Source organism: Sphingopyxis sp. LARHCG72, assembly GCF_052871675.1.
On the sequence record NZ_JBIXJU010000001.1, the window covers coordinates 75,736 to 94,293 of the forward strand.

The window sequence follows — 18,558 nt, forward strand, 5'->3', positions numbered from 1 at the left end:
GCCGGGTATGTCGTTGAGGCGTCGGCGCGCCCGGCGTTCGGACAGGCGGAGCGGCGCTTGGCGCCCGCTGTCCGACGTTGCGCGGGTCTGGCGCGGCGGCGGCGGGTCGCGGCGGCGCGGTCCGCCGAAGCGCCGGAGCGGAGGGCTCTTCGTCCCGGTTCGGGCGAGCCCGGCGAGTTCATCGTCTGACGAAAACCGATTTGCCGCGGAGGATCGTGTGCAAGACCTTCGTGTTGCGGATGAGATCGGGCGGCACCGTGAAGAGATTCTGGTCGAGGACGATCAGGTCCGCGTCCTTCCCGACTTCGATCGAGCCGGTCCGCTTTTCGAGGCCAAGTCCGAAGGCACCGTTGATCGTTAAAATTTCCAGGCCGGTAATCAGGTCAACCGCCTCGCCGCGGCCGATATATCCGCGGTCCGGTGCGCCCGGGTTCTGGCGGGTCACGAGCGCCTGCAGCGCGAGCCAGGGGTCAGGCTCGGGAATATTGTCCCAGTCGCTGCCATAGGCCACGACGTCTCCGGCATCGAGCAGTGAACGGATCGGAGATGTTTCGCGAAGACGCTTTCGGCCGAGGACTCCTTCGGTGCTGGCCATGAGATCGTTAGGAAACAGCACCACGGGCGGCGAATTTTCGAAAACGACGTCGAGAGCGCGTGCCCGTCCCCGGTCCGCGCGGTCGACGCTGAACGTGTGCGCAATGACATGTCGTCGTCCGCGGGTGCCGTTCGCACGCCGCGCCGCCTCGATCGCGTCGAGCGACGTGCGCACTGCCGCATCGCCCATGGCATGGATCATGATCGCCAGACCGAGCCGGTCCATCTGAAGGACGGCATCGAACAGGGCCATCCGGTCGATTGCGGCGTGTCCATAAGTCGGCGCCATCGCATAAGGTTCGAGATAGGGGGACCCTGCGCCCAGCGCGATGCCGTCGGCGTAGATCTTGGCGCCGTCCGGATCGATCAATTCGGTTTGTGGCCCGCGCTCCTCGCGGCTGTCGAACCGCCCGAGCATAGCAGCGGGAGGGGCGGGGGCTAGGTTCGGGTTGAAATCCCACTGGGTCCGAACCCGAACTGTGAGCTTGCCTTCCGTCTCGAGATTGCGAAAGGCCGCGACTTCTTCTGCGCTCGCCTGCGCCGATTGGATGCTTGTTACGCCGAACGCGTTCAGCTTGCCGAACACCGATTGCGCCGCCGCCTCGATCGTTGCTTTGTCGGGCTTGGGCTTCGCGCTGAAAATCAGCCCCATCGCAGACTCGCGGAAAATGCCGGTCGGCTCGCCTGTTTGGGGATCGCGCACGATCGTCCCGCCCGGCTTTGGAACCGTGCTGCGATCGACGCGCGCGGCTGTCAGCGCCGCCGAATTGACCCAGACCACATGATTCGTGTTGTCATGGAGATAGACCGGGTTGTCGGGCGCCACATGATCGAGCATCGCCTTGTCGAGCGTGGGGGCGAGGACAGAGTTCCATTCCGCGCCTTCGATCCACTCGCCGGGTTTCTTGGCCGCAGCGCATTTGCCAACGATCGCGAGCAGTTCTCCGATCGGGGCGCTTTCGGAGAATTTGCAATAGGTGCGCTCGGCGAGCCCGCCGCGGACAGGATGGATGTGCATGTCGGTGATCCCCGGCATCGCCATCCGGCCCTTGAGATCGATCACTTTGGTGCCGGGTCCTGCGGTCGCACGGACCGCGTCGTTGCTGCCGACGACGAGGAACTTGCCGTCGGCGATCGCGACCGCTTCCGCCGTGCTCGAGAAGGCATCGGCGGTAAAAATCCGGCCGTTAATCAAAATTGTGTCGGCGAGCGGTGTATGCTGGACGGCAGCATTGTCGGCTTCCTGGCCCATGGCCGGAAGCGCCGCCGCCACGCCGAGGGCAAAGAGGGCAAGCCCGCACTTTGCCGACAGGCGGAAGTGGTCGAAGCCTGACCTTGAGGCGTGGCAGAGCCGATGTTCGATGCGTCGCATGACATTCTCCCGTCGCTTGCCGAACTTCGCACCCGCATCCTGCTCGGTCTCCGATCCGCGCCATCCCTTGATCAGGCCGGCAAAGGCGCAGGCGGAAAGGGCGAAACGACCGGCGGTCCTGTCTCAGACCTTGCGAACATAATGCGCTCGTCGGCGTTGCAGCGTGACGTACGCGTACGCCGGGGTCAAGCCAGATATTATTCACTCGACTAATTTTGTTCACTGAATATGATATTGGTCGAGACAGACGGCGGGGCGAGTCCGCCTGGTACCGTCGATTCAACAGCCGCCCTTAGCGTCTAGCGGGGCGGCGCCTCGATCTGGAAGGGGAATGCCCGTGCGCAAGACCGGTTTTATCTGGAATGAAAAATTTGCCTGGTTCGAACTGGGCAATTATGGCGGCATTATCCCCGCGCAGGCATATCACATGCAACCGGACCAGCATGTTTACGATCCCCAGGTCGTGCGTCGGTTCCGCAATCTCGTCGACGTCAGCGGGCTGCTCGACAAACTTGTCGATCTTCCTTTCGCCGCCGCAACCACCGAAGATATCGGCCGCGTCCACACGGCGGCCCACATCGACTCGGTCGTCGCGCTGTCCGCCCATCCGACCGGTGGCGATTCTGAGGACAATGCGCCGATCCCGTTCGGGGCATTTGAGATCGCATCGCTTGCCGCAGGAGGCGCGATTGCCGCGGTCGACGCGGTGATGGCGGGCGAGGTCGACAATGTGTACGCGTTGCTGCGGCCCGCAGGACATCATGCCCGGCCCGACCGCTCGATGGGCTTTTGCATCTTCTCCAATGCGGCGATCGCGGGGCGGCATCTGCTCGACGTGCGGGGCGCCGGGCGAATCGCTTTCGTCGATTGGGACGTTCATCACGGAAACGGCACCCAGGCCGCGCTTTATGACGAACCGCGCGCGCTCACTATATCGCTTCATCAGGAGCGGCTTTACCCGGTCGACGATGGCTTTATCGAACAGATCGGTGACGGCGCGGCGACCGGAACCAATCTCAACATCCCGCTGCCAGCCGGCTCGGGATCCGAGGCCTATTGCGAAGCTTATGATCGCATCGTGATCCCGGCGCTCCGGGCTTTTCGCCCGGACATCATCATCGTACCGAGCGGCTTCGACGCGGGCGCCATGGATCCGATGGGCCGCATGATGGTCCATTCGGACGGCTATCGCCAGCTCACCCAAAAGCTCATGGCCATTGCCGACGAGATTTGCGGCGGGCGCCTGGCCTTTCTACATGAGGGCGGATATTCTCGCTGGACGGTGCCATATTTCGGTCTGGCGGTCATCGAGGAGCTGTCGGGAATCTCGACCGAAGTCGTCGACCCTCATCTCGATTATCACAAGCTCGTCGCCGGCCAGGACGTGCTGCCGCATCAACGCGCCGCGATCGAGGCGGCTGCAGTGAACCTGGACCGCGTGCCCGTCCACAGCTGAGGTCTCGGCGTGTCGCACTGGGTGCGACACGCCAACCGATTGGCGGCCTCGAAATGACGAACATCGACATTGCCAGGGTCTATATTCTGGCGGTCTAGCAACGCGACCATGATGCGTTGGATCGCTGTTGACGCCGACAATCGTCTGGCCCCCGCCGGGCGACAATCGCTTTCCGGCACCCCTGTCGCCTGGCCGCCGTCCGCGGTCGGCTCGGTCAGATCATGGGGCGTCCGAGGGAAGCTTCCCGATAACCGAAGCTAGACCCTTCCTCGCGAATCGAGATTTGATCTCGGTGGTAATCGAATTTTCCGGGGGAGCACGACGGCGCAAAACTGCCGCAGCCCGGCGTCGATCTGCTTCGCATCACGGAGGGCCGGCTCGCCGAGGTCTCGCGCTTGTCGTCCGATCCCGCCGAGGAATATGCCTTCTGGGGCAGATAAGCGGCGCCATGACCAGAGCGAGCAAGGCCGCGCCGGCGTCTCGCCCCTGTTGGCAGGCTGGTGCGGCGCTGACATCGGCAGCTCTCTGTGCACGGCCGCTTTGCGTCGGTTGCGCGGTCGCTACAGAGGATGGCCGCGCTCTACCGTGCTTGTGAGCCGAATATTTTGTTATCTCGTGACGCGCCTCGCGCGGCAGCGAAGGGCAAGCTTCCGTCCAGTGGTTGGCCGCCGAAACGGCTCGCCTCCGGTGCTCGTTCTTTCCGGTTCCTGGCGACGGTCAACGCATGACCGCCGACGACCCCAATGTCGTCGGCGGTCATGCGCAATCTAAATTCCGACCGGTCAGAATTTGGCGCCCACGGTCACGCCGTAAGTCCGCGGTGCACCGACATGATTATAGTCATAACCGAAGCCGGCCTGCAGATCGATGCGCGAGGTGAAGTAGAATTTGTTGGTAAGATTCTTGCCCCAAATCGATGCGTTCCAGCGGCCGTCGGCCGATTCCCAGTCGATGCGGCCCGACAGGATCACATAGCTTTTCTGGCGGAGCCGGGGAATGTTCATCACTTCGAAATATTGGCTCGACGAATAGTTCATGTCGCCATGGAGGCTGAGCTTGCCGCTCGCGCTGTCCATCACCGTTGCATCGACACCACCGGTGAAGGTGACCGCGGGCGCGGTTGAAAGCTCGTTGCCGCTGACGTCGACACCGCTGACCACCCCGCGCTTGATCTTGGAATCGAGCAGCCCGAGTCCGGCGCGCAGCGTCAGCATGTCGGTCGCGCGGACGGTCAATTCGGCCTCGCCGCCGAGGATGCGCGATCGCGGAATGTTCACGAGCGTCTGGGTGCCGGTTACCGAATTCACGTTGATGAATTGCTGGTTTGTATAGGTGTAGTTGAAGGCCGCCATGTTGAGCGTCACGCGCCGGTCGGCGAACTGGCTCTTCAGGCCCAGTTCGAAAGCCTCGATCTTCTCCGCCTTGGCAACGGTCAATTCCGACACATCATAAAAGGCCTGCGCATTGAAGCTCGGCGCGCGGAACCCGCGGCTGTAGTTGCCATAGACCATCACGTCGGGATTGATCTTATAGTCGGCTCCGATCTTGCCCGACAGATTCTCGGTGCTGTAGCTGAGCCGCGACGAGGGAATCAGGTTCGTGACGAGCACGCCATTGGGGCCAAAGAGGTTCGACACGAAATTGCTTTGCGTGCCCTTGTCGTGCGTGAAGCGAAGGCCGCCGCGCAGCGTCAACTGGTCGGTGAGTTCGAAGCTCAGGTCCGAATAGAGCGCATAGCTCTTTTTGAGCTGGTCGAAGCTGTTGCTGGAAAGGCAGGCGGCGGGGAAGCCGATCGCGCAATCGCCCTCGGTGACGCCCGGCGACCCGTCGAGTTCGAGGTCGGTGGCGACGCCGAGGGTTGTCGCGTTATAGACTTTCTCGCGATTGAAATAGGCGCCCAGGATGAAGTCGAACGGGCCGTCGAAATCGCTGGTCAGGCGCAAATCCTGCGCGAACTGCGTCGCGCGGGCCGTGTAGGGGATTTCGAGCAGTTCGGTCCCGATGCCGTCGGTATCCTCGAAAAAGCTGAGCCGGCCCTTGTCCCACGAAGTCACGCTGGTGATGGCAAGCGTGTCGCTCAGATCGATCGTGCTGTTCAGCGACACGGCCCACGTCCGTGCATGGCGGCGGTCGGTCCTGTTCGCTTCGATCTCGCGGCGGCCGAGCCCGGGCCGATTTATCGCCGCGGGTTCGGAGTAAATGCCATAGTTGCGAGGGTTCTGGAAGCTCGTCGCGGCGCGCAGGATGAAGCGCGCGCTGTCGCTCGGTTCGAACAACAGGCTCCCGCGCACCGCATATTCGCGCACGCTCGCAAGGTCGGGCTTGCCGGGCAGCTGGTTCTTGAACCAGCCGTCGGCACGTGCGGCGGTGAACGCGACGCGCGCTGCGAAAGTTTCTCCGAGCGGCAGATTGATCGCGCCGCTCGCTTCATGACGCTGATAATTGCCATAGCCGAGATTGAGATAACCCTCGGTCTCGCCGAGCTCCGGTGCCCGGCTGATCAGATTGACCGCGCCGCCTGTGGTATTCTTCCCGTAAAGCGTACCCTGCGGCCCACGCAGCACCTCGACGCGCTCGAGGTCGTACATCGCGACGCCGAGGAAGGCGAAGTTGCCCTTGTAAACCTCGTCATAATAGGTCGCGACCGGGCTCGCCTGGTTGAGGCTGAAGTCCGACATCGACACACCGCGCAGCGCAAAGATCGGCGCATTATCCCCGACGGTCGAGGTGAGCTGGAGGTTGACGATCTTGCCCGCAAGCTCGTCGGCGTTCGTAACCCGCTGCTTCGCCAGCGCATCGCCGCCGATCGCGCTGACCGCGATCGGGACATCCTGCAGGCGCTCGGAGCGCTTCTGGGCCGTTACGACGATGTCGGTGCCATCGGTCGTCTCCGCCGCCGCCTCTTCCGGGACGGCCTGCGCGGTTGCTTCCTGCGCCAGCGCTGGCGCCGACACATCCGCAAGAAGGAGCGCGAGTGCCGAACAAGCGGTGCTCCTGGTAGTGAACTTGATCATTGGAATTCTCCCTGTTTTATTATTTGTGTTGATCCGCGTTGAACCGGGCGACCAGGCTGGCGCGCAGGACGGCCGCTTCGGTCCGCAATGGCGTTTGTCGCAGCCGTCCGACCTCCGCCGCTGTATAAGGCTGAAAGCCGGCCGGTATGTTCGCGGGGTCGAACCGCACGAGCGACCAGTTCAAAACCTCGGCAAGCTCGGCGTCGGGCAGCGCCGCAGTCGCGACGCCTGGGACCCGTGCGAGATACTCTCTGCCGCCGGGCACCTGGAGGAATTTTGCCACGAACCCGGCCATCGTCGGCGTCGTCTGCGGCGTTCCCGTCGCGTCGGCGCGGTGACATCCTTGGCACGTCAGGATCCAGTTTTGGCGTGCCCGCGCCGCGCTCTGAAGAGCGGGATTGGTGTCCGGATCGCCCAGCGCCGGAGTCATGGCAACCGCGCCAATCGCCAGAATCAGCGCGGGAGCGGCCAGCAATCTCATTTCCCGGCGGCGCTCGTCCGCAAACGGGCGACCGCTGCGCTGTTGAGCGATGCGCTCCCGGCGCGGAACCCGGCGACCTCCTTGGCCGAGAAGGGCTTGGCGGCCGAACCCCGCAGCACATGGTTGAGAACGGCAGCGACCTGCTCGTCGTTGAGCCCGCTCTGGGCCGGCATCGTACCGCGGAACGGCTTGCCGCCGACCGTGATCGGGCCCGACACACCGCGGATCACCACCAAAGCGAGATAACGGCGTCCCGTTGGCGAACCCGCCAGCGCTGCGACATCGGCTTTCAGCGGCGGGAAGGCCCCCGGTACGCCCGCTCCAGTGGGAAGATGGCACGCGGCGCAGCGCTTGAAAATCGTCGCGCCGTCCTGGGCATGAGACACAGAACCGGCGGCAATGGCACCGGCCAGGGCCAGGAGAATTGCAGCGCGGCGCATCATTTCTGCTCCAGCGCGACGCCAAGGATCACCGCGGTCGAGCAATTATAGATCGCGCTCGCGGTGCCGAGGCACCAGTTGATGTCGTTGTTCGCCTGCGGACGGACCATCGGCCGGTCGCCTTCGTTCCGATTGCACGAGCAGCGGCCGCACGCAGAGCGGCCGCAGCAGTCGTTGTAGCTGATGATATAGGCGCGATTGTCGGCAGGGTTCATGCAGGTGCCGATCCAGGTGATCGGAGACATCTCGGTTCCCGGCGGACAGGTGCTCGCCGAGCCGCCGCAGCAGCTGCACAGAAAGCCGTCGATCGCGCAGTAACGCCAATAATCGCATTTGGTCTGGTCGCCGGGATCCTGCGGGTTCCCGGTCGTTTGGGGCGCGATCGGATCGGCACCGCCCCCGCCGCCATGCCCCTGCGCCTGCGCCCGCGATACGGGGAGGACAGGGATCACCGCCGCTCCCGTAAGCGCGCCGCCGATCAGCGTCAGCAGGCTGCGCCGCGACGTCGCGCGTGCGACGCGGCGCGTCATCTTTTCCGAGAATTTGTCGAGACCCGACATGATAATCCCTTTCTGTCCTGCCGTGCTGGATCAGCCGCGCGCGAGATATTCCTGGATCGAAGCGACGCGGCGCTCCTTGGCCTCGAAAAGGCTCTCAAGATGCTCGCGATTGTTGACGAGACCGAGCGAGGCGATGTTGCCTTCCTCATCGATCAGCACCGCATAAGGGAGCTTCGAGACGCCAAAGGAACGACCGAGGTCTTCCGAGAGGACATAATCGAAGCCGGTCAGTCCTTCGGCCATCACCAGACGGCGATGCGCCGCCGCGTCGCCGTCGCTTGCCAGAACCACGTCGAGCCAACCCCGCTCGGCACTGCTCGCCGAACGAACGACGGGCAGCAGCGTCTTGCAGACCGGGCAATCGGGCGACAGGAAGAAGATGAGCTGGCCGCGACGCTCGCGCTTGCCGCCGATCGCGACCTTTTTGCCCTCCAGCGTGTCGAGCGTCATGGCGGGCGCCCTGTCGCCGACATTGACCTTTTGGTGGAGCGTCAGCGCGCCGGCGGGCGCGATGCGTTCGTGAAGAACGCCGACCTGCCGCGCCAAGGCGGCGACAAGCACACCCAGGACCAGGATGGCGATCCACAGCAGGATTTGCGACGTGAGGAAGAATCCGGTCATCGGGCGACACTCCTGGTGGGGGCGGGAAGTTGTGCGATCTCGCCCGCCGCAAAGAGCAAGGCGAGGAACGCGAGGGCGGCGAAGGCCGACCGAATGTCGACGCCGCCGCCGCCAACGGGAGAGACGAAGAGCGCTAGCGCCGCAGCGCCGAGCATGAAGGCGCGGGCAATGGCAAAGCGGCCAATCCCACCGCGTCGCTTGCCGAATTCGCAGCCGCAGTCGATACCGCCGTCGCCGCGACGGCGCGCTGCAAATAGCGCGGCGCCATAGGCTGACCAAAGGAGGGCCGCGAGCAACGCGCCGACCGGCCGCGACGCAGGAAGGACAAGCGCGAGCGCGGCCGCCGCTTCGAGAGCTGCGGCGGCCATCGTGACCGGCATGGCGACGGCCGGGTGCAGGCGCAGAAGGCCAGCGGTCGCCGCGGCGAGGCGCGCGCGTTCGACAAGCTTATGCGCCGCCGAGGCGGCAAGCACCGCAGCGAGGAACAAAGCCGCGACCTGGATGACCGTCGTCACCGCCGCACCGCCGTCATCGTTATTGGCGTATGCGCCACGCTCGCGACCGTGCGCACAAACGCGCCCGTTGCAGCGTCATAAACGTCAAGCGATCCGTCGGGGCGCGACGCGACGAGAAGCGGTTTCGCCTGCTGCGTCGCTTCGACCGAGATGCTGTGGTTCTTGAGGGCGATGCGGCGGACAAGCGTCTTGGCCACCGGGTCGATTACCCACGCCTCGGTGCCGCCATCCTTGTGCGAGCCTTCGCCGCCCTTGGGGTTCATCAGGACATAGAGAAGGCCGGCGCGGTCGGCCGAAATGACCTGCCAGCCGCCGGGACGCCATTCGGGCGTTCCGCCGGACTGGGCGGGAATGGGGAAGCTTCCAAGGACCTTTGCCGCTTCGCCGTTAAAATTGATGGCCCGCAAATTGCCTTTGAAGCTCACGAACCAGCCCGTTCGGCCGACCATTGCCGGCGTCATGAACAGCGGATCGCTGTCGATGTCATTGAAGGCTTCGCTGGTGACGGTTGCGCCCGGCTTGCCTTGGGCATCGAGCGCGATGCTCGACATCGTGCCGTCGGCGCATAGCGAGGCGAACCCGCGCGCACCCGTCGGATAGATCAACGAACAGCCGGGCAAATCGACTTCGGAGATGACCGCGCGGCTGTCGAGGTCGACGACAGTCACCGAAGAGCCCGGCGTGAAGTTGAAGATCATTGCCCATTTGTCGTTGTTCGTGAGCTGCAGGCTGTTGACCAAAGTCACGAACTGACCGCGCTTGCCGCCGGGAAGCACGATCTCTCCCTTCGGCGTCAAAGTCTTGGTATCCCAGACAGTGATCACGTCGGTGCGCTCGCCACGCGTCTGCCGCGAATAGAAGGTCTCCCCGACATAGATTTCGCTGCGCGTCGGTGACGGCGTGATGCTTCCGAAATGCGAGATCGGGATCTGCCCACGCACATTATTGTTGTCGGCCGCGACGTCGACGATCACGCCGCGCGCGTCGATCAGGCTGTTGCCGTGAAAGTCGTGAACGAAAACCCAGCTGTCGGGGTAGGACGCCGGAAGTTCTGCGACCGAGGGCACCGGCTCTTCGGCGAGCGGCTGCGGAAAATCTGCCGCAACCGTCATGCTGGCGGACATCGTCAATGCAGCGAAGGCTGCTGCTCTCGCAACGCACTTCATCCGGGCACTCCCCTATATTGATCGCAATGGGCTCTGATGGCCAATTGGTATATATTGATCGTAGGTGCAAAGTTAGTCAAGTGACTAATATAGACATGCATGTCCAAAGTTCGGGTAGCGTGGCAGGGCGCCGGATTTTGCAAGGATTCCATGTTATCGCGGCGTTCAGAGCCCATGCGGGGCGATCTCATCTACGCTGGAAATGCCGCGGTCGGGTGACTTGGTCGTCTCGATCTGCAAGCGTCGACGGCGCCCGAATCGGCGCGCGCAAAAGGGGGTAGGCAGTTCTTCCGACCGCTACCCGAGCTATGGACTGCAGCTGCGTGTCATCGCCTCACACGGAGGCCCCTTCGAGCGCTAAGGCGCGTTGAGGTAACGTAGAATCTAGGTCGACCATTTTGGCCTTTTGGTGCGTCATTGGGGTCGCAAACTGTTTCAGCCGTTTCCGCTGAGTGCAGCGCTACTCCTCGGTCTGCGCTGCACACCGTGGTGGTTGTTGCGACCCACCGCTCAAAGAACCTCTGCACCCTGAATCATGCACTCTCGGAAACCTCTGATTCCGCTCAGACATCCGACAAAAATTCTCTCATTGACTAAAATTGGTCATGAAGCATAATGTTCAATCCCGTGTCGGATTGCTTATCCGCCTTCGCTTCAGTCACGCACGCTCGCCATTTTCGGAGAAGACCTGTGAAGCCTTTTGAACCGATCATCCCGGCGGCTTTCGCGCAGGTTTATGAGAGCTATCAGTTTGCACCCGCGGTTCGGGTCGGCGGCGATGTTCATGTATCCGGCGTAGTCGGCTTCAACGAGGATGGCACCTTCCCGCCAGATTTTAGAGACCAGGCGCGCAATATATTCAGGCTGCTTGAGCATATCCTTTCCGAATGCGGCGCGACGCTTGACGACGTGTTCAGCATGACAAGCTACCACGTCGGCGATCTGCCGAAGCAGATGCGTACCCTGATCGAAGAGAAGACTGCCCGATTGGGCACGCCGCATCCAGCCTGGACCGCGGTCAGTGTCAGCGGACTCGCGGTGCCCGAAGCCATCCTCGAGATCGCTTTCATCGCTCGGCTGCAGGGACAATCTTGATCGTCGCCGCGGGAGCTGCACCCGGTAGAGGTCGAATACTGGCCTGCGGGAATTCCCGCCGATCCCTCAGGAGATGCCCATGACGACGCAATTGTTCGGCTGTGTTTGCGGCCAATATCATGCGCCGGGAAAAGCGCTTGGAATGTTCGAAAAGCGAGTGTCGGTGCCGCTTCCCTTCTACGTTATCGAGCATCCGCAGGGCGTCGCGCTGTTCGACTGCGGTCTTCACACCGACATCGGCAACCCGGAAGACCCCTATTTGAAGGGCCTGCGCGCTTATGGGATCGACGTCACTACTGAACCGGAAGAATCGGTTACGAATCATCTGGTACGGCTCGACATCGACCCGGCGCGAGTCCGCTGGGTCGTGCTCTCGCATCTCCACTTCGACCACGCCGGAGGCCTTCATCAGGTGCCCAATGCCACGATCGTCGTGCAAAGGCGCGAATGGGAGGCCGGTTTCGATGACGAGGTTGCAGCGCAGCACCATCTGCCGAGACGCTTCTTCGATCTGGGCCACAAGGTGAAGCAGATTGACGGCGAGTATGACATCTTCGGCGACGGGTCGGTGACATGCATACCGACGTTCGGCCACACGCCTGGTCACCAGTCGCTGCGCGTGCGCAGCGAGCAAGGCGATCACATCCTGGTTGGCGATGCCTGCAACAATCACAAGATTGCCGAAAGCCGACACTTTCCTTCGCCGGCGGACCCAAGACATGCCGAGATGAACCAATCTCTCGACGCGCTTTTGGCGCTGCGCGATGCGAGCACGGTCATGATCTACGGACATGACCCTGAGCAATGGCGCGATACGCCGCTTCTGCAGGGCTTTCGCACCTGACATTAATCCTATTGCCCGGGCTAGGGACCGCGCTGCCGCGCCGAGGGATAGCCCATCTCGCATTCGCTGTCTCCGGGGTCAGCTGGCGACTGCAGCCAGCGGCTTCGCCCGTCCCCGCAGCCGTGGTGCGATGTCCTGCGGCGAAGCGCGGCCCCTGCGGCGGCCGTAGAGAATGCGGATAGTGGCCAGGTGACGGGTTGAAATCTGGGGAGAGGGGGAGCCGGCCAGATCATGCCAAGTTGGTCGGCCCGAGCGTTTCAATAATCCGGCAATCATCGATTGTGCCTTGTTGGCAGGTCGTAAGCATACGGTTCAGTTCCGTCCGCATCTTTCCGAGATCGGCGATCTTCATGTCGATTTCTGCGAGATGCCGCGTCGTGATTTCATCGACCGCGCCGCATGGCCGGGATCGATCGTCGGCGAGCGTCAGAAGTTCCCGAACGTCGTCGAGACGGAAACCCAGATCGCGGGCGCGACGAATGAACAAGAGGCGTTCGCCCTGCTCCTTGCCATAGCTGCGATAATTGGCCGCCGTCCGCGCCGCCCGCGGTAGAAGGCCTTCTTTCTCGTAAAAGCGGATGGTCTCCGTTTTCGTCTTTGTAATGCGTGCAAGCTCGCCGATACGCATGATGCCAACCTTATAGTTTCTGCAAGGTGGGCATAGGATCCCGCTGGCCGTTGCTCAATGCCCGCCGAATTTGAACCGGACGCCGCCATTGACGACGAACCCGTCAGTCGGTGCCCAGGCATCGACCGTCCAGCTGCCATCGGGCGCACGCTGGGGCAGCAGAAGCGGGTCATATTTGGTCTGGCGGATGTTCAGGATATTCTCCGCGTTCACAAATAGGCTGAATTTGCCGAGATTGATTTCGCCGAGCGCTCCCAGTTCGAAATAGGGGCGGCTGCGCGTGCGGTAGGGATTGTCGTCGAGCTGCTGGCGGCCGGTGTAATAGGCCTCGATCCCGATGCGGCCCCTGCCATGTTTCTCCCACATGCCGACGAGGCCCGCGGTGTGGCGCGGCGTGCGCGGCGTGGTGCGGCGTCCACTGCCCCCGGGATCGGGTTCGCTTGCATCGAGGAAGACATAGCTGCCGGTCACCGAGAAGCTTTGCCAGCGGTAGCGCAGCGTCAATTCGCCGCCCCGCGTGCGCGTCGTGCCGAGGGCGTTGACGAGGCGGACGCTGTCGGCGTCGACATCGACGAGCTGGACGGCATTTTCGATGCCCGACGCGAAGAGGGTGAAGCTCGCCTCGACCGGACCTTTCGCATATCCGAGATCGAGCGAGGCGGTTTTCGCGGTTTCGGCTTTGAGCGGTCCGAGCGGTTCGAGGCGCGACAGGCCCGCCGCCTCGATCTCGTCGACGAACGGGGTGGGGGCATAGAAACCCTTGCCGAGCGAGGCGCGGATCGTCCACGGCCCGGGGCGATAGAGCGCCGAGACGCGCGGACTGAAACGCGTGCCGTAATCGCTGTGAAAATCGACGCGCGCGCTGCCCGCGAGCAGGAGTTCGTCGGTCAGTTCCTGTTCGACTTGTCCGAAGATGCCGGGGACGGTGTAGCTGTAGTCGAAGGCCGGAAAGGCGCGCGAGCGGTAGAGGTCGGCCTGAAACGCTGCACCTGCAAGCCAGTTCGTCGGCCCGCTTTCCCCGGCGAGCGAGGTTTCGGCGAAGAAGGTATGCTGCTTGTCGGTTTCGGCGCTGGTGCCGAAAAGCTGCCGGTGGCGCTGCGTCATCGCCGACGCGCGGACGCCGATCTTGCCGAGATTTTCGGCCGGAAACTCGGCGACGAGCCCGGCATCGAAGCGGCGGCTGTCCTGCGTCAGTGGAAAGGGTTGGCCGTCGGGGGCGGTGCGGCCGGCGAGCGTGCCGCCGGTCCGGTCTTCGTGCGTCGCGCCGACGGTGACCAATGCGGTTGCGCCGTCGTCGCCTTCCCAGAAAAGGCGCGGGCGGACCGTCCAGCGGTCGAAGCCCGGCATGTCGATCCAGCCGTCATCGTCGAGATCCTTGCGCGTCTGGCGGTGATAACCGCCGGTGAGCGAATAGCTCCAGTTCGCGCCGAGCGGCCCCGATGTATAGCCGGTCACGTCCTGCCCATCGCGGGTTGTCGCGTTGAGCAGCAATTCGGCTTCCGCGTCGGCCTTTGGGCGGCGCGAGACGAGGTTGATGACACCGCCCAGCGCCGAGGGTCCGTAAAGCGCCGACGCCGAGCCCTTGATCACCTCTACCTGGCCGAGGTCGGTCGGTGGAATTTGAAGCAGACCGATCGACGAGGGCTGGCCGCCGTAGAGCGGCAGGCCGTCCGACAGCAACTGGGTGTAGCGGCCCGACATGCCCTGCATGCGGATGTTCGACGATCCGAGCGCGGGCGAGGTGACCTGCACGCGCACGCCCGGCGTTTCGGCGACGAGCATCGAGACATTGCCCGGCGTCATCAACAGCTTTTCTTCGATTTCCTCGCGGCCGATGACCTCGACGCGGATCGCCTCGTCCTGCACGCTGCGGCCTGAGCGGGTGGCCTGGACGACGATGTCCTCGCCTTCCTCGGCTTCGTCGTGACTTTCCTGCGCTTGCGCGGAAGGCGCCCAAAGCGAGATACTGTGAAGTATTGCTCCCGCGGCGACAGGCAGGACTTTTGTAGATTTCACGTCGGCTTCCCAGGCTTAATTCGGTTGGCCGCGCATATGCGGGCCGAGCCGGCGCGTCATAAAGGTTGATGTAGCTATAAGGTCAAGCGTTCTCCCGCTTACCGTTTTCGCCTGGAGTCAGGCCGTCCGGATGAGACCGATATCACCAGTGCTAAAAGCTGATCGCCGCGTTGATCGAAATATTGAATGTGTCTCCGCCGGTCGGAGAGTTCGGCGCATCGCACAGTTACGCAGCCAGGCGCATCATACGATGTTTTTCAGCGCCGCAATTGAGCAATCGTTCAATCTCGTCGGAGGTGCGCTGGACCGCGAGCTTCAGCGCTTCGTCGATATGAACATAGTCCTGCGTAACATTCTGTGAGGCGTGGCCTAGCATTGCGCGGATTGTGAGTTCCGAAAATCCGAGGTCGCCAGCGACGCTTCCGAAAGTATGACGAAGCGTATGCGGCGTAACGCCCTTGATGCCGGCCAGCACGCATACGCGCCTCAGGCAATCGCTGACCGCGGTGAACGGGCCGTCGCCTACCGCTGAGGGAAACAGGTGCGGGTTGCCGGCAATCTCCGTCTGCGCTTCGAGCACCCGGATTGCGGCGGACCCAATCGCACGAATTTGCGCGCCGCCCTTGGTGTCGGGAAACATGACATAGCCGCGATCGGGGTGCAGCCAGCTGCGGTGCATCGCTTGGCCTTCCTGACGGCGATAGCCGGTCAGGAGCAAGGTGCGTAACACGCCAAGGGCGATCGGATTTTCCCCGCCAGCCTCGGCATAGGCGATTGCCTTTCCGAGCATCTCGATCTCGGGGGCGCTCAGGCGCCGGGTCCTTTTCTTTCCGGCGAGTTTCTTGGCCCCAAGCGTGGGATGGGTTTCGAGCAGTCCCTTATGCTTGGCGTGGCCGAGGATCGCCTGAAGCGTGCCGACGCAGCGACCTGCGACGCCGGGGCCACCGGTTACCTTTCCGCCACGGCCTCCCGTCCGGGGCTTTGCAGTCTTGCCGTTCTTTACGTCGGTCTGCATCTGCTCGACGATCGCAATTGTCAGATGCTTGACGATCCGGTTGCCGATCAGCGGCCCGATATGCGTGCGGATGCGGCTCTCATCCAGATCGAGCGACGATGTTTTGATGGGGACGTTCTTCCGGCCGAGAATGTTCCCGGCCCGAGCCTCTTCGAGATACCAGCTGCACATCTCGGAAACCGTCATACCCTTGCGAACCTGGCGGACCTTGTCGGCGGGATCTTCTCCGACAATGACCTCAGCCAGTTTCAGTTTCGCGAGATCGCGAGCCTGGTCGACAGTCAGCACGCCAAAGCGTCCGAGGTTCATACGACGCTTGATGCCCTCGGCATTTCGATACTGGACGACAAAGGTCTTGATACCCGACGCCATGATCCGAAGGCCGAAGCCCTTCACCTCGGTATCCCACAGAATGACTTGTTTCGCTTTTGGCGGAACGAGGGCGTCTATGGCCCGCTTGGTCAACTTCACTATCGGCATGCGCACCTCCTGTTGGAGACACAGCCTCGGAAATCGTCCGTGTCTCCAATGTGTCTCCAAATTCGCGGAAAAAGGGGACGACTGCAGGATACATTAGGTCGAATAGGTTTTCAATAAGTAGTGGAAAAATAGGGACATAGCGTAGTATCGGAACGTATCGAAAAGGTAGAACGGCAAGTTGCCAAGGTTGGGGTCGAGGGTTCGAATCCCTTCGCCCGCTCCAGTTTTTCCAGAAAATTTCACCCCCTTTAAAGGGATCGCTTCAGGCGCGGCCGCTCAAGCCCCGATCGCTGCGGTTTTTGGCGGGCTCCCGCCGCGCCGGCAGGGATACCCTTGTCGAATCGATAAAAGTCGAATCGATGGATGAGGTGTCACGGTTTGCCATCCGGTCGCGGACGCAGGACGATCGGTACGCTCCATGCCGCGAACAGCAGATAGGCGGTGATCCAGAGGATCGCCGACGCCTGGATGAACGGCATTGGATCGCCGGGCGCGAACGGCGCCGCGACGCGGACCAGCGCCGAAAGGTTGATCGCGGCATAGATCGCGACCGTCAGCCGATCGGCGACGAGCGCGCGGCCCGTATGCCCGCGGCAAACGCGCGACATCACCGCCAGCACCATCGTCCCGATCGCGCCTGCCGTGAGGGCGTGGATCGCCAACGTCTGCGGCACATGCTCCGGAACGAGCGTCGCGAGGGCGAGCAGCAGGCTTCCCGCCGCCATCCAGAAGTAGCCGAGATGAAGCACGAGGACGAGCGCGTCGGCCCGCGTGCGCCAGCCTTGCCAGTAAAGAAGGCGCGCTGTCGTGAGCGCGGCGCCGACGATCAGCGCCCACGCGCCGCCCCGTGCATCGGGTGCGATTGCCCAGGCACCGAGCCCGGCGAGCAGGATGACCGGCGCCGCGCGGGCAAGCGCAAGCGGCTCGTCCGGAGGCGACCGCAGATCGTGCTGGCCAAGCCAGTTGCGTGTGAAGGCCGGAATGATCCGCGCCCCGATCAGCGCAATCAGGCCGACGACGATCGCGAGCGCGAGGCGCCACCCAATACCCGGGGGGAGCCTGGTGTCGCCTATGTCCAGATACATCAGGAGATCGGCGCAACCGAACAAGAGAAGCAGCGCCACCATGACGAGGTTGCGCCGGTTGCCCACGGCAATCAGTTCGCGCGCAACGATGATCGCGACGCAGAGCGGGAACAGGCAGTCGATGATCGTAACAAGCCATGGCGGCAGCATCGGCGCGAGATTGGCGGCCCGGCCGAGACACCAGAGCAGCACGAGCGCGGCGAGCGGCGCCCCGCGCACCGGCGGACGCCCGGTCCAGTTCGCAACCGCCGTCAGCAGGAAACCGGCGATCGCGGCACCGCCGAAACCGAACAGCATCTCGTGGATATGCCATTCCATCGCGGGCAGGTGCGCCGGAACCGGAAAGCCTGCAGCGAGGCTGGCGACCCAGATGCCGAGCGCCAAGGCGCTCCAGAGGCTTCCCAGGAGGAAGAAGGGGCGGAACGCCACCGACAGAAAGGCGATGGGCGGGGTCTCGCCGGGCCGATCTTGCGTCGTCATGGCACGGCTCCGATATCCGCCGTCACCAACAGCCGCGCACGCCGGTTGGGCATGGCGTCAGTTGCCGCCGGAACGGGCAGCGAGATGCGCCTCGACAAGCGAGGTTATATGGTCCGAAACCGCCGTATGCAGCTGCGAATGGCCCTGCTCGATATGATCCTCGATATCGATCGCGCAGGCGCAGATATGACGATGCACCGCCGCCTCGACATGCTCGGCCAGCGGCCGCCCCGGTTTGCTGGCGCAAAGCGCGAGAGCCATCGCCACCGCGGCGTCCACCGCCTCCTTGTTGAACGGGTCGTCATATTCGTGCGGCATGGCAGTTTTTCCGTCAAAGCTCCGGCGGCCGGTCATGCGAGCGGGCCGTCAATCGTCGAACAAAATGGTGAGGAGCAGGCTGGAATCTTCAAGGCCGGTGACCGCGTGCGGTGTCCCGCGGTCGAGAAAGATCCAATCACCGGCACGAAGTTCGGCGGCGACGGGATCGAGCGACACCGCGCCTTCGAGGCAATGCAGCGTGACAAAGCCGGGCGTGCTGTGCGCGGGGATGGTCGCGCCCGCGAGCACGATAAGCCGGATGGCTTCGAACCGGTCGGACTTCACGAGCGCCGATGTCGCCGCGCGGCCGATCGCGGCGCCGAGCGGGCGAAGATCGACGATTTCGCCGGGCCGGGCATGATGAAGCGCCATTCGGAA

The 18,558-nt window shown here is 63.3% G+C and carries 17 protein-coding genes; 3 read left to right on the plus strand and 14 right to left on the minus strand.

Annotation, left to right across the window (positions count from 1 at the left end; genetic code table 11):
- Window positions 1–178: 178 nt before the first annotated feature.
- The gene (locus ACIPPQ_RS00395; protein WP_446542254.1) at window positions 179–1,966 is read right to left on the minus strand and encodes an amidohydrolase; all 1,788 of its coding nucleotides are present in this window, start codon (window positions 1,964–1,966) and stop codon (window positions 179–181) included.
- A gap of 337 nt (window positions 1,967–2,303) precedes the next feature.
- On the opposite strand from ACIPPQ_RS00395, the gene ACIPPQ_RS00400 reads away from it, so the two are divergent.
- On the plus strand, window positions 2,304–3,422 hold the full coding sequence (locus ACIPPQ_RS00400; protein WP_446542255.1) for a class II histone deacetylase: 1,119 nt from the start codon (window positions 2,304–2,306) through the stop codon (window positions 3,420–3,422).
- Window positions 3,423–4,204: 782 nt separating this feature from the next.
- Here the strand turns inward: ACIPPQ_RS00400 and ACIPPQ_RS00405 are convergent.
- The 7 genes from ACIPPQ_RS00405 to ACIPPQ_RS00435 are packed head-to-tail and all read right to left on the minus strand — an operon-like array spanning window position 4,205 to window position 10,165.
- A complete protein-coding gene (locus tag ACIPPQ_RS00405) occupies window positions 4,205–6,436 on the minus strand; it encodes a TonB-dependent receptor (protein ID WP_446542256.1) in 2,232 nt (743 codons plus the stop codon).
- A gap of 19 nt (window positions 6,437–6,455) precedes the next feature.
- Window positions 6,456–6,917: a cytochrome C gene (locus ACIPPQ_RS00410; protein WP_446542257.1), complete on the minus strand. Its 462-nt coding sequence runs from the start codon at window positions 6,915–6,917 to the stop codon at window positions 6,456–6,458.
- A complete protein-coding gene (locus ACIPPQ_RS00415) occupies window positions 6,914–7,360 on the minus strand; it encodes a c-type cytochrome (RefSeq protein ID WP_446542258.1) in 447 nt (148 codons plus the stop codon). The genes ACIPPQ_RS00410 and ACIPPQ_RS00415 overlap by 4 nt, the downstream gene beginning before the upstream one ends.
- Entirely contained in the window at window positions 7,357–7,917 is a 561-nt protein-coding gene (locus tag ACIPPQ_RS00420) for a methylamine dehydrogenase light chain (protein WP_056372910.1), read from the minus strand. Before ACIPPQ_RS00420 ends, ACIPPQ_RS00415 begins: the two co-directional genes overlap by 4 nt.
- 30 nt (window positions 7,918–7,947) lie before the next feature.
- Complete coding sequence (locus tag ACIPPQ_RS00425; protein ID WP_446542259.1) at window positions 7,948–8,538, minus strand: redoxin family protein; 591 nt, start codon at window positions 8,536–8,538, stop codon at window positions 7,948–7,950.
- Window positions 8,535–9,053, minus strand: a complete 519-nt coding sequence (locus ACIPPQ_RS00430; RefSeq protein WP_446542260.1) for a MauE/DoxX family redox-associated membrane protein — start codon at window positions 9,051–9,053, stop codon at window positions 8,535–8,537. Before ACIPPQ_RS00430 ends, ACIPPQ_RS00425 begins: the two co-directional genes overlap by 4 nt.
- A complete protein-coding gene (locus ACIPPQ_RS00435; RefSeq protein WP_446542261.1) occupies window positions 9,050–10,165 on the minus strand; it encodes an amine dehydrogenase large subunit in 1,116 nt (371 codons plus the stop codon). The genes ACIPPQ_RS00430 and ACIPPQ_RS00435 overlap by 4 nt, the downstream gene beginning before the upstream one ends.
- Before the next feature lie 744 nt (window positions 10,166–10,909).
- Between ACIPPQ_RS00435 and ACIPPQ_RS00440 the strand changes: the two genes are divergently transcribed.
- Together ACIPPQ_RS00440 and ACIPPQ_RS00445 are read left to right on the plus strand one after the other, a co-directional pair.
- Entirely contained in the window at window positions 10,910–11,314 is a 405-nt protein-coding gene (locus ACIPPQ_RS00440; RefSeq protein ID WP_446542262.1) for a Rid family hydrolase, read from the plus strand.
- Window positions 11,315–11,393: 79 nt separating this feature from the next.
- Window positions 11,394–12,158, plus strand: coding sequence for an N-acyl homoserine lactonase family protein (locus ACIPPQ_RS00445; protein WP_446542263.1), 765 nt, complete (start codon window positions 11,394–11,396; stop codon window positions 12,156–12,158).
- A 229-nt stretch (window positions 12,159–12,387) separates the two neighbouring features.
- On the opposite strand, the gene ACIPPQ_RS00450 is transcribed toward ACIPPQ_RS00445, so the two are convergent.
- The 6 genes from ACIPPQ_RS00450 to ACIPPQ_RS00475 all read right to left on the minus strand — a co-directional run bounded on the left by ACIPPQ_RS00450 (window position 12,388) and on the right by ACIPPQ_RS00475 (window position 18,552).
- A complete protein-coding gene (locus ACIPPQ_RS00450; RefSeq protein WP_446542264.1) occupies window positions 12,388–12,786 on the minus strand; it encodes a MerR family transcriptional regulator in 399 nt (132 codons plus the stop codon).
- Between the two features lie 54 nt (window positions 12,787–12,840).
- Entirely contained in the window at window positions 12,841–14,802 is a 1,962-nt protein-coding gene (locus ACIPPQ_RS00455) for a TonB-dependent receptor plug domain-containing protein (protein WP_446542265.1), read from the minus strand.
- Window positions 14,803–15,028: 226 nt separating this feature from the next.
- On the minus strand, window positions 15,029–16,297 hold the full coding sequence (locus tag ACIPPQ_RS00460) for a tyrosine-type recombinase/integrase (RefSeq protein WP_446542266.1): 1,269 nt from the start codon (window positions 16,295–16,297) through the stop codon (window positions 15,029–15,031).
- Window positions 16,298–16,668: 371 nt separating this feature from the next.
- On the minus strand, window positions 16,669–17,862 hold the full coding sequence (locus tag ACIPPQ_RS00465; RefSeq protein ID WP_446542267.1) for an NnrS family protein: 1,194 nt from the start codon (window positions 17,860–17,862) through the stop codon (window positions 16,669–16,671).
- Between the two features lie 57 nt (window positions 17,863–17,919).
- A complete protein-coding gene (locus ACIPPQ_RS00470; RefSeq protein WP_446542268.1) occupies window positions 17,920–18,216 on the minus strand; it encodes a hypothetical protein in 297 nt (98 codons plus the stop codon).
- 12 nt (window positions 18,217–18,228) lie between these two features.
- Entirely contained in the window at window positions 18,229–18,552 is a 324-nt protein-coding gene (locus ACIPPQ_RS00475; RefSeq protein ID WP_446542269.1) for a cupin, read from the minus strand.
- Between the last annotated feature and the right edge of the window lie 6 nt (window positions 18,553–18,558).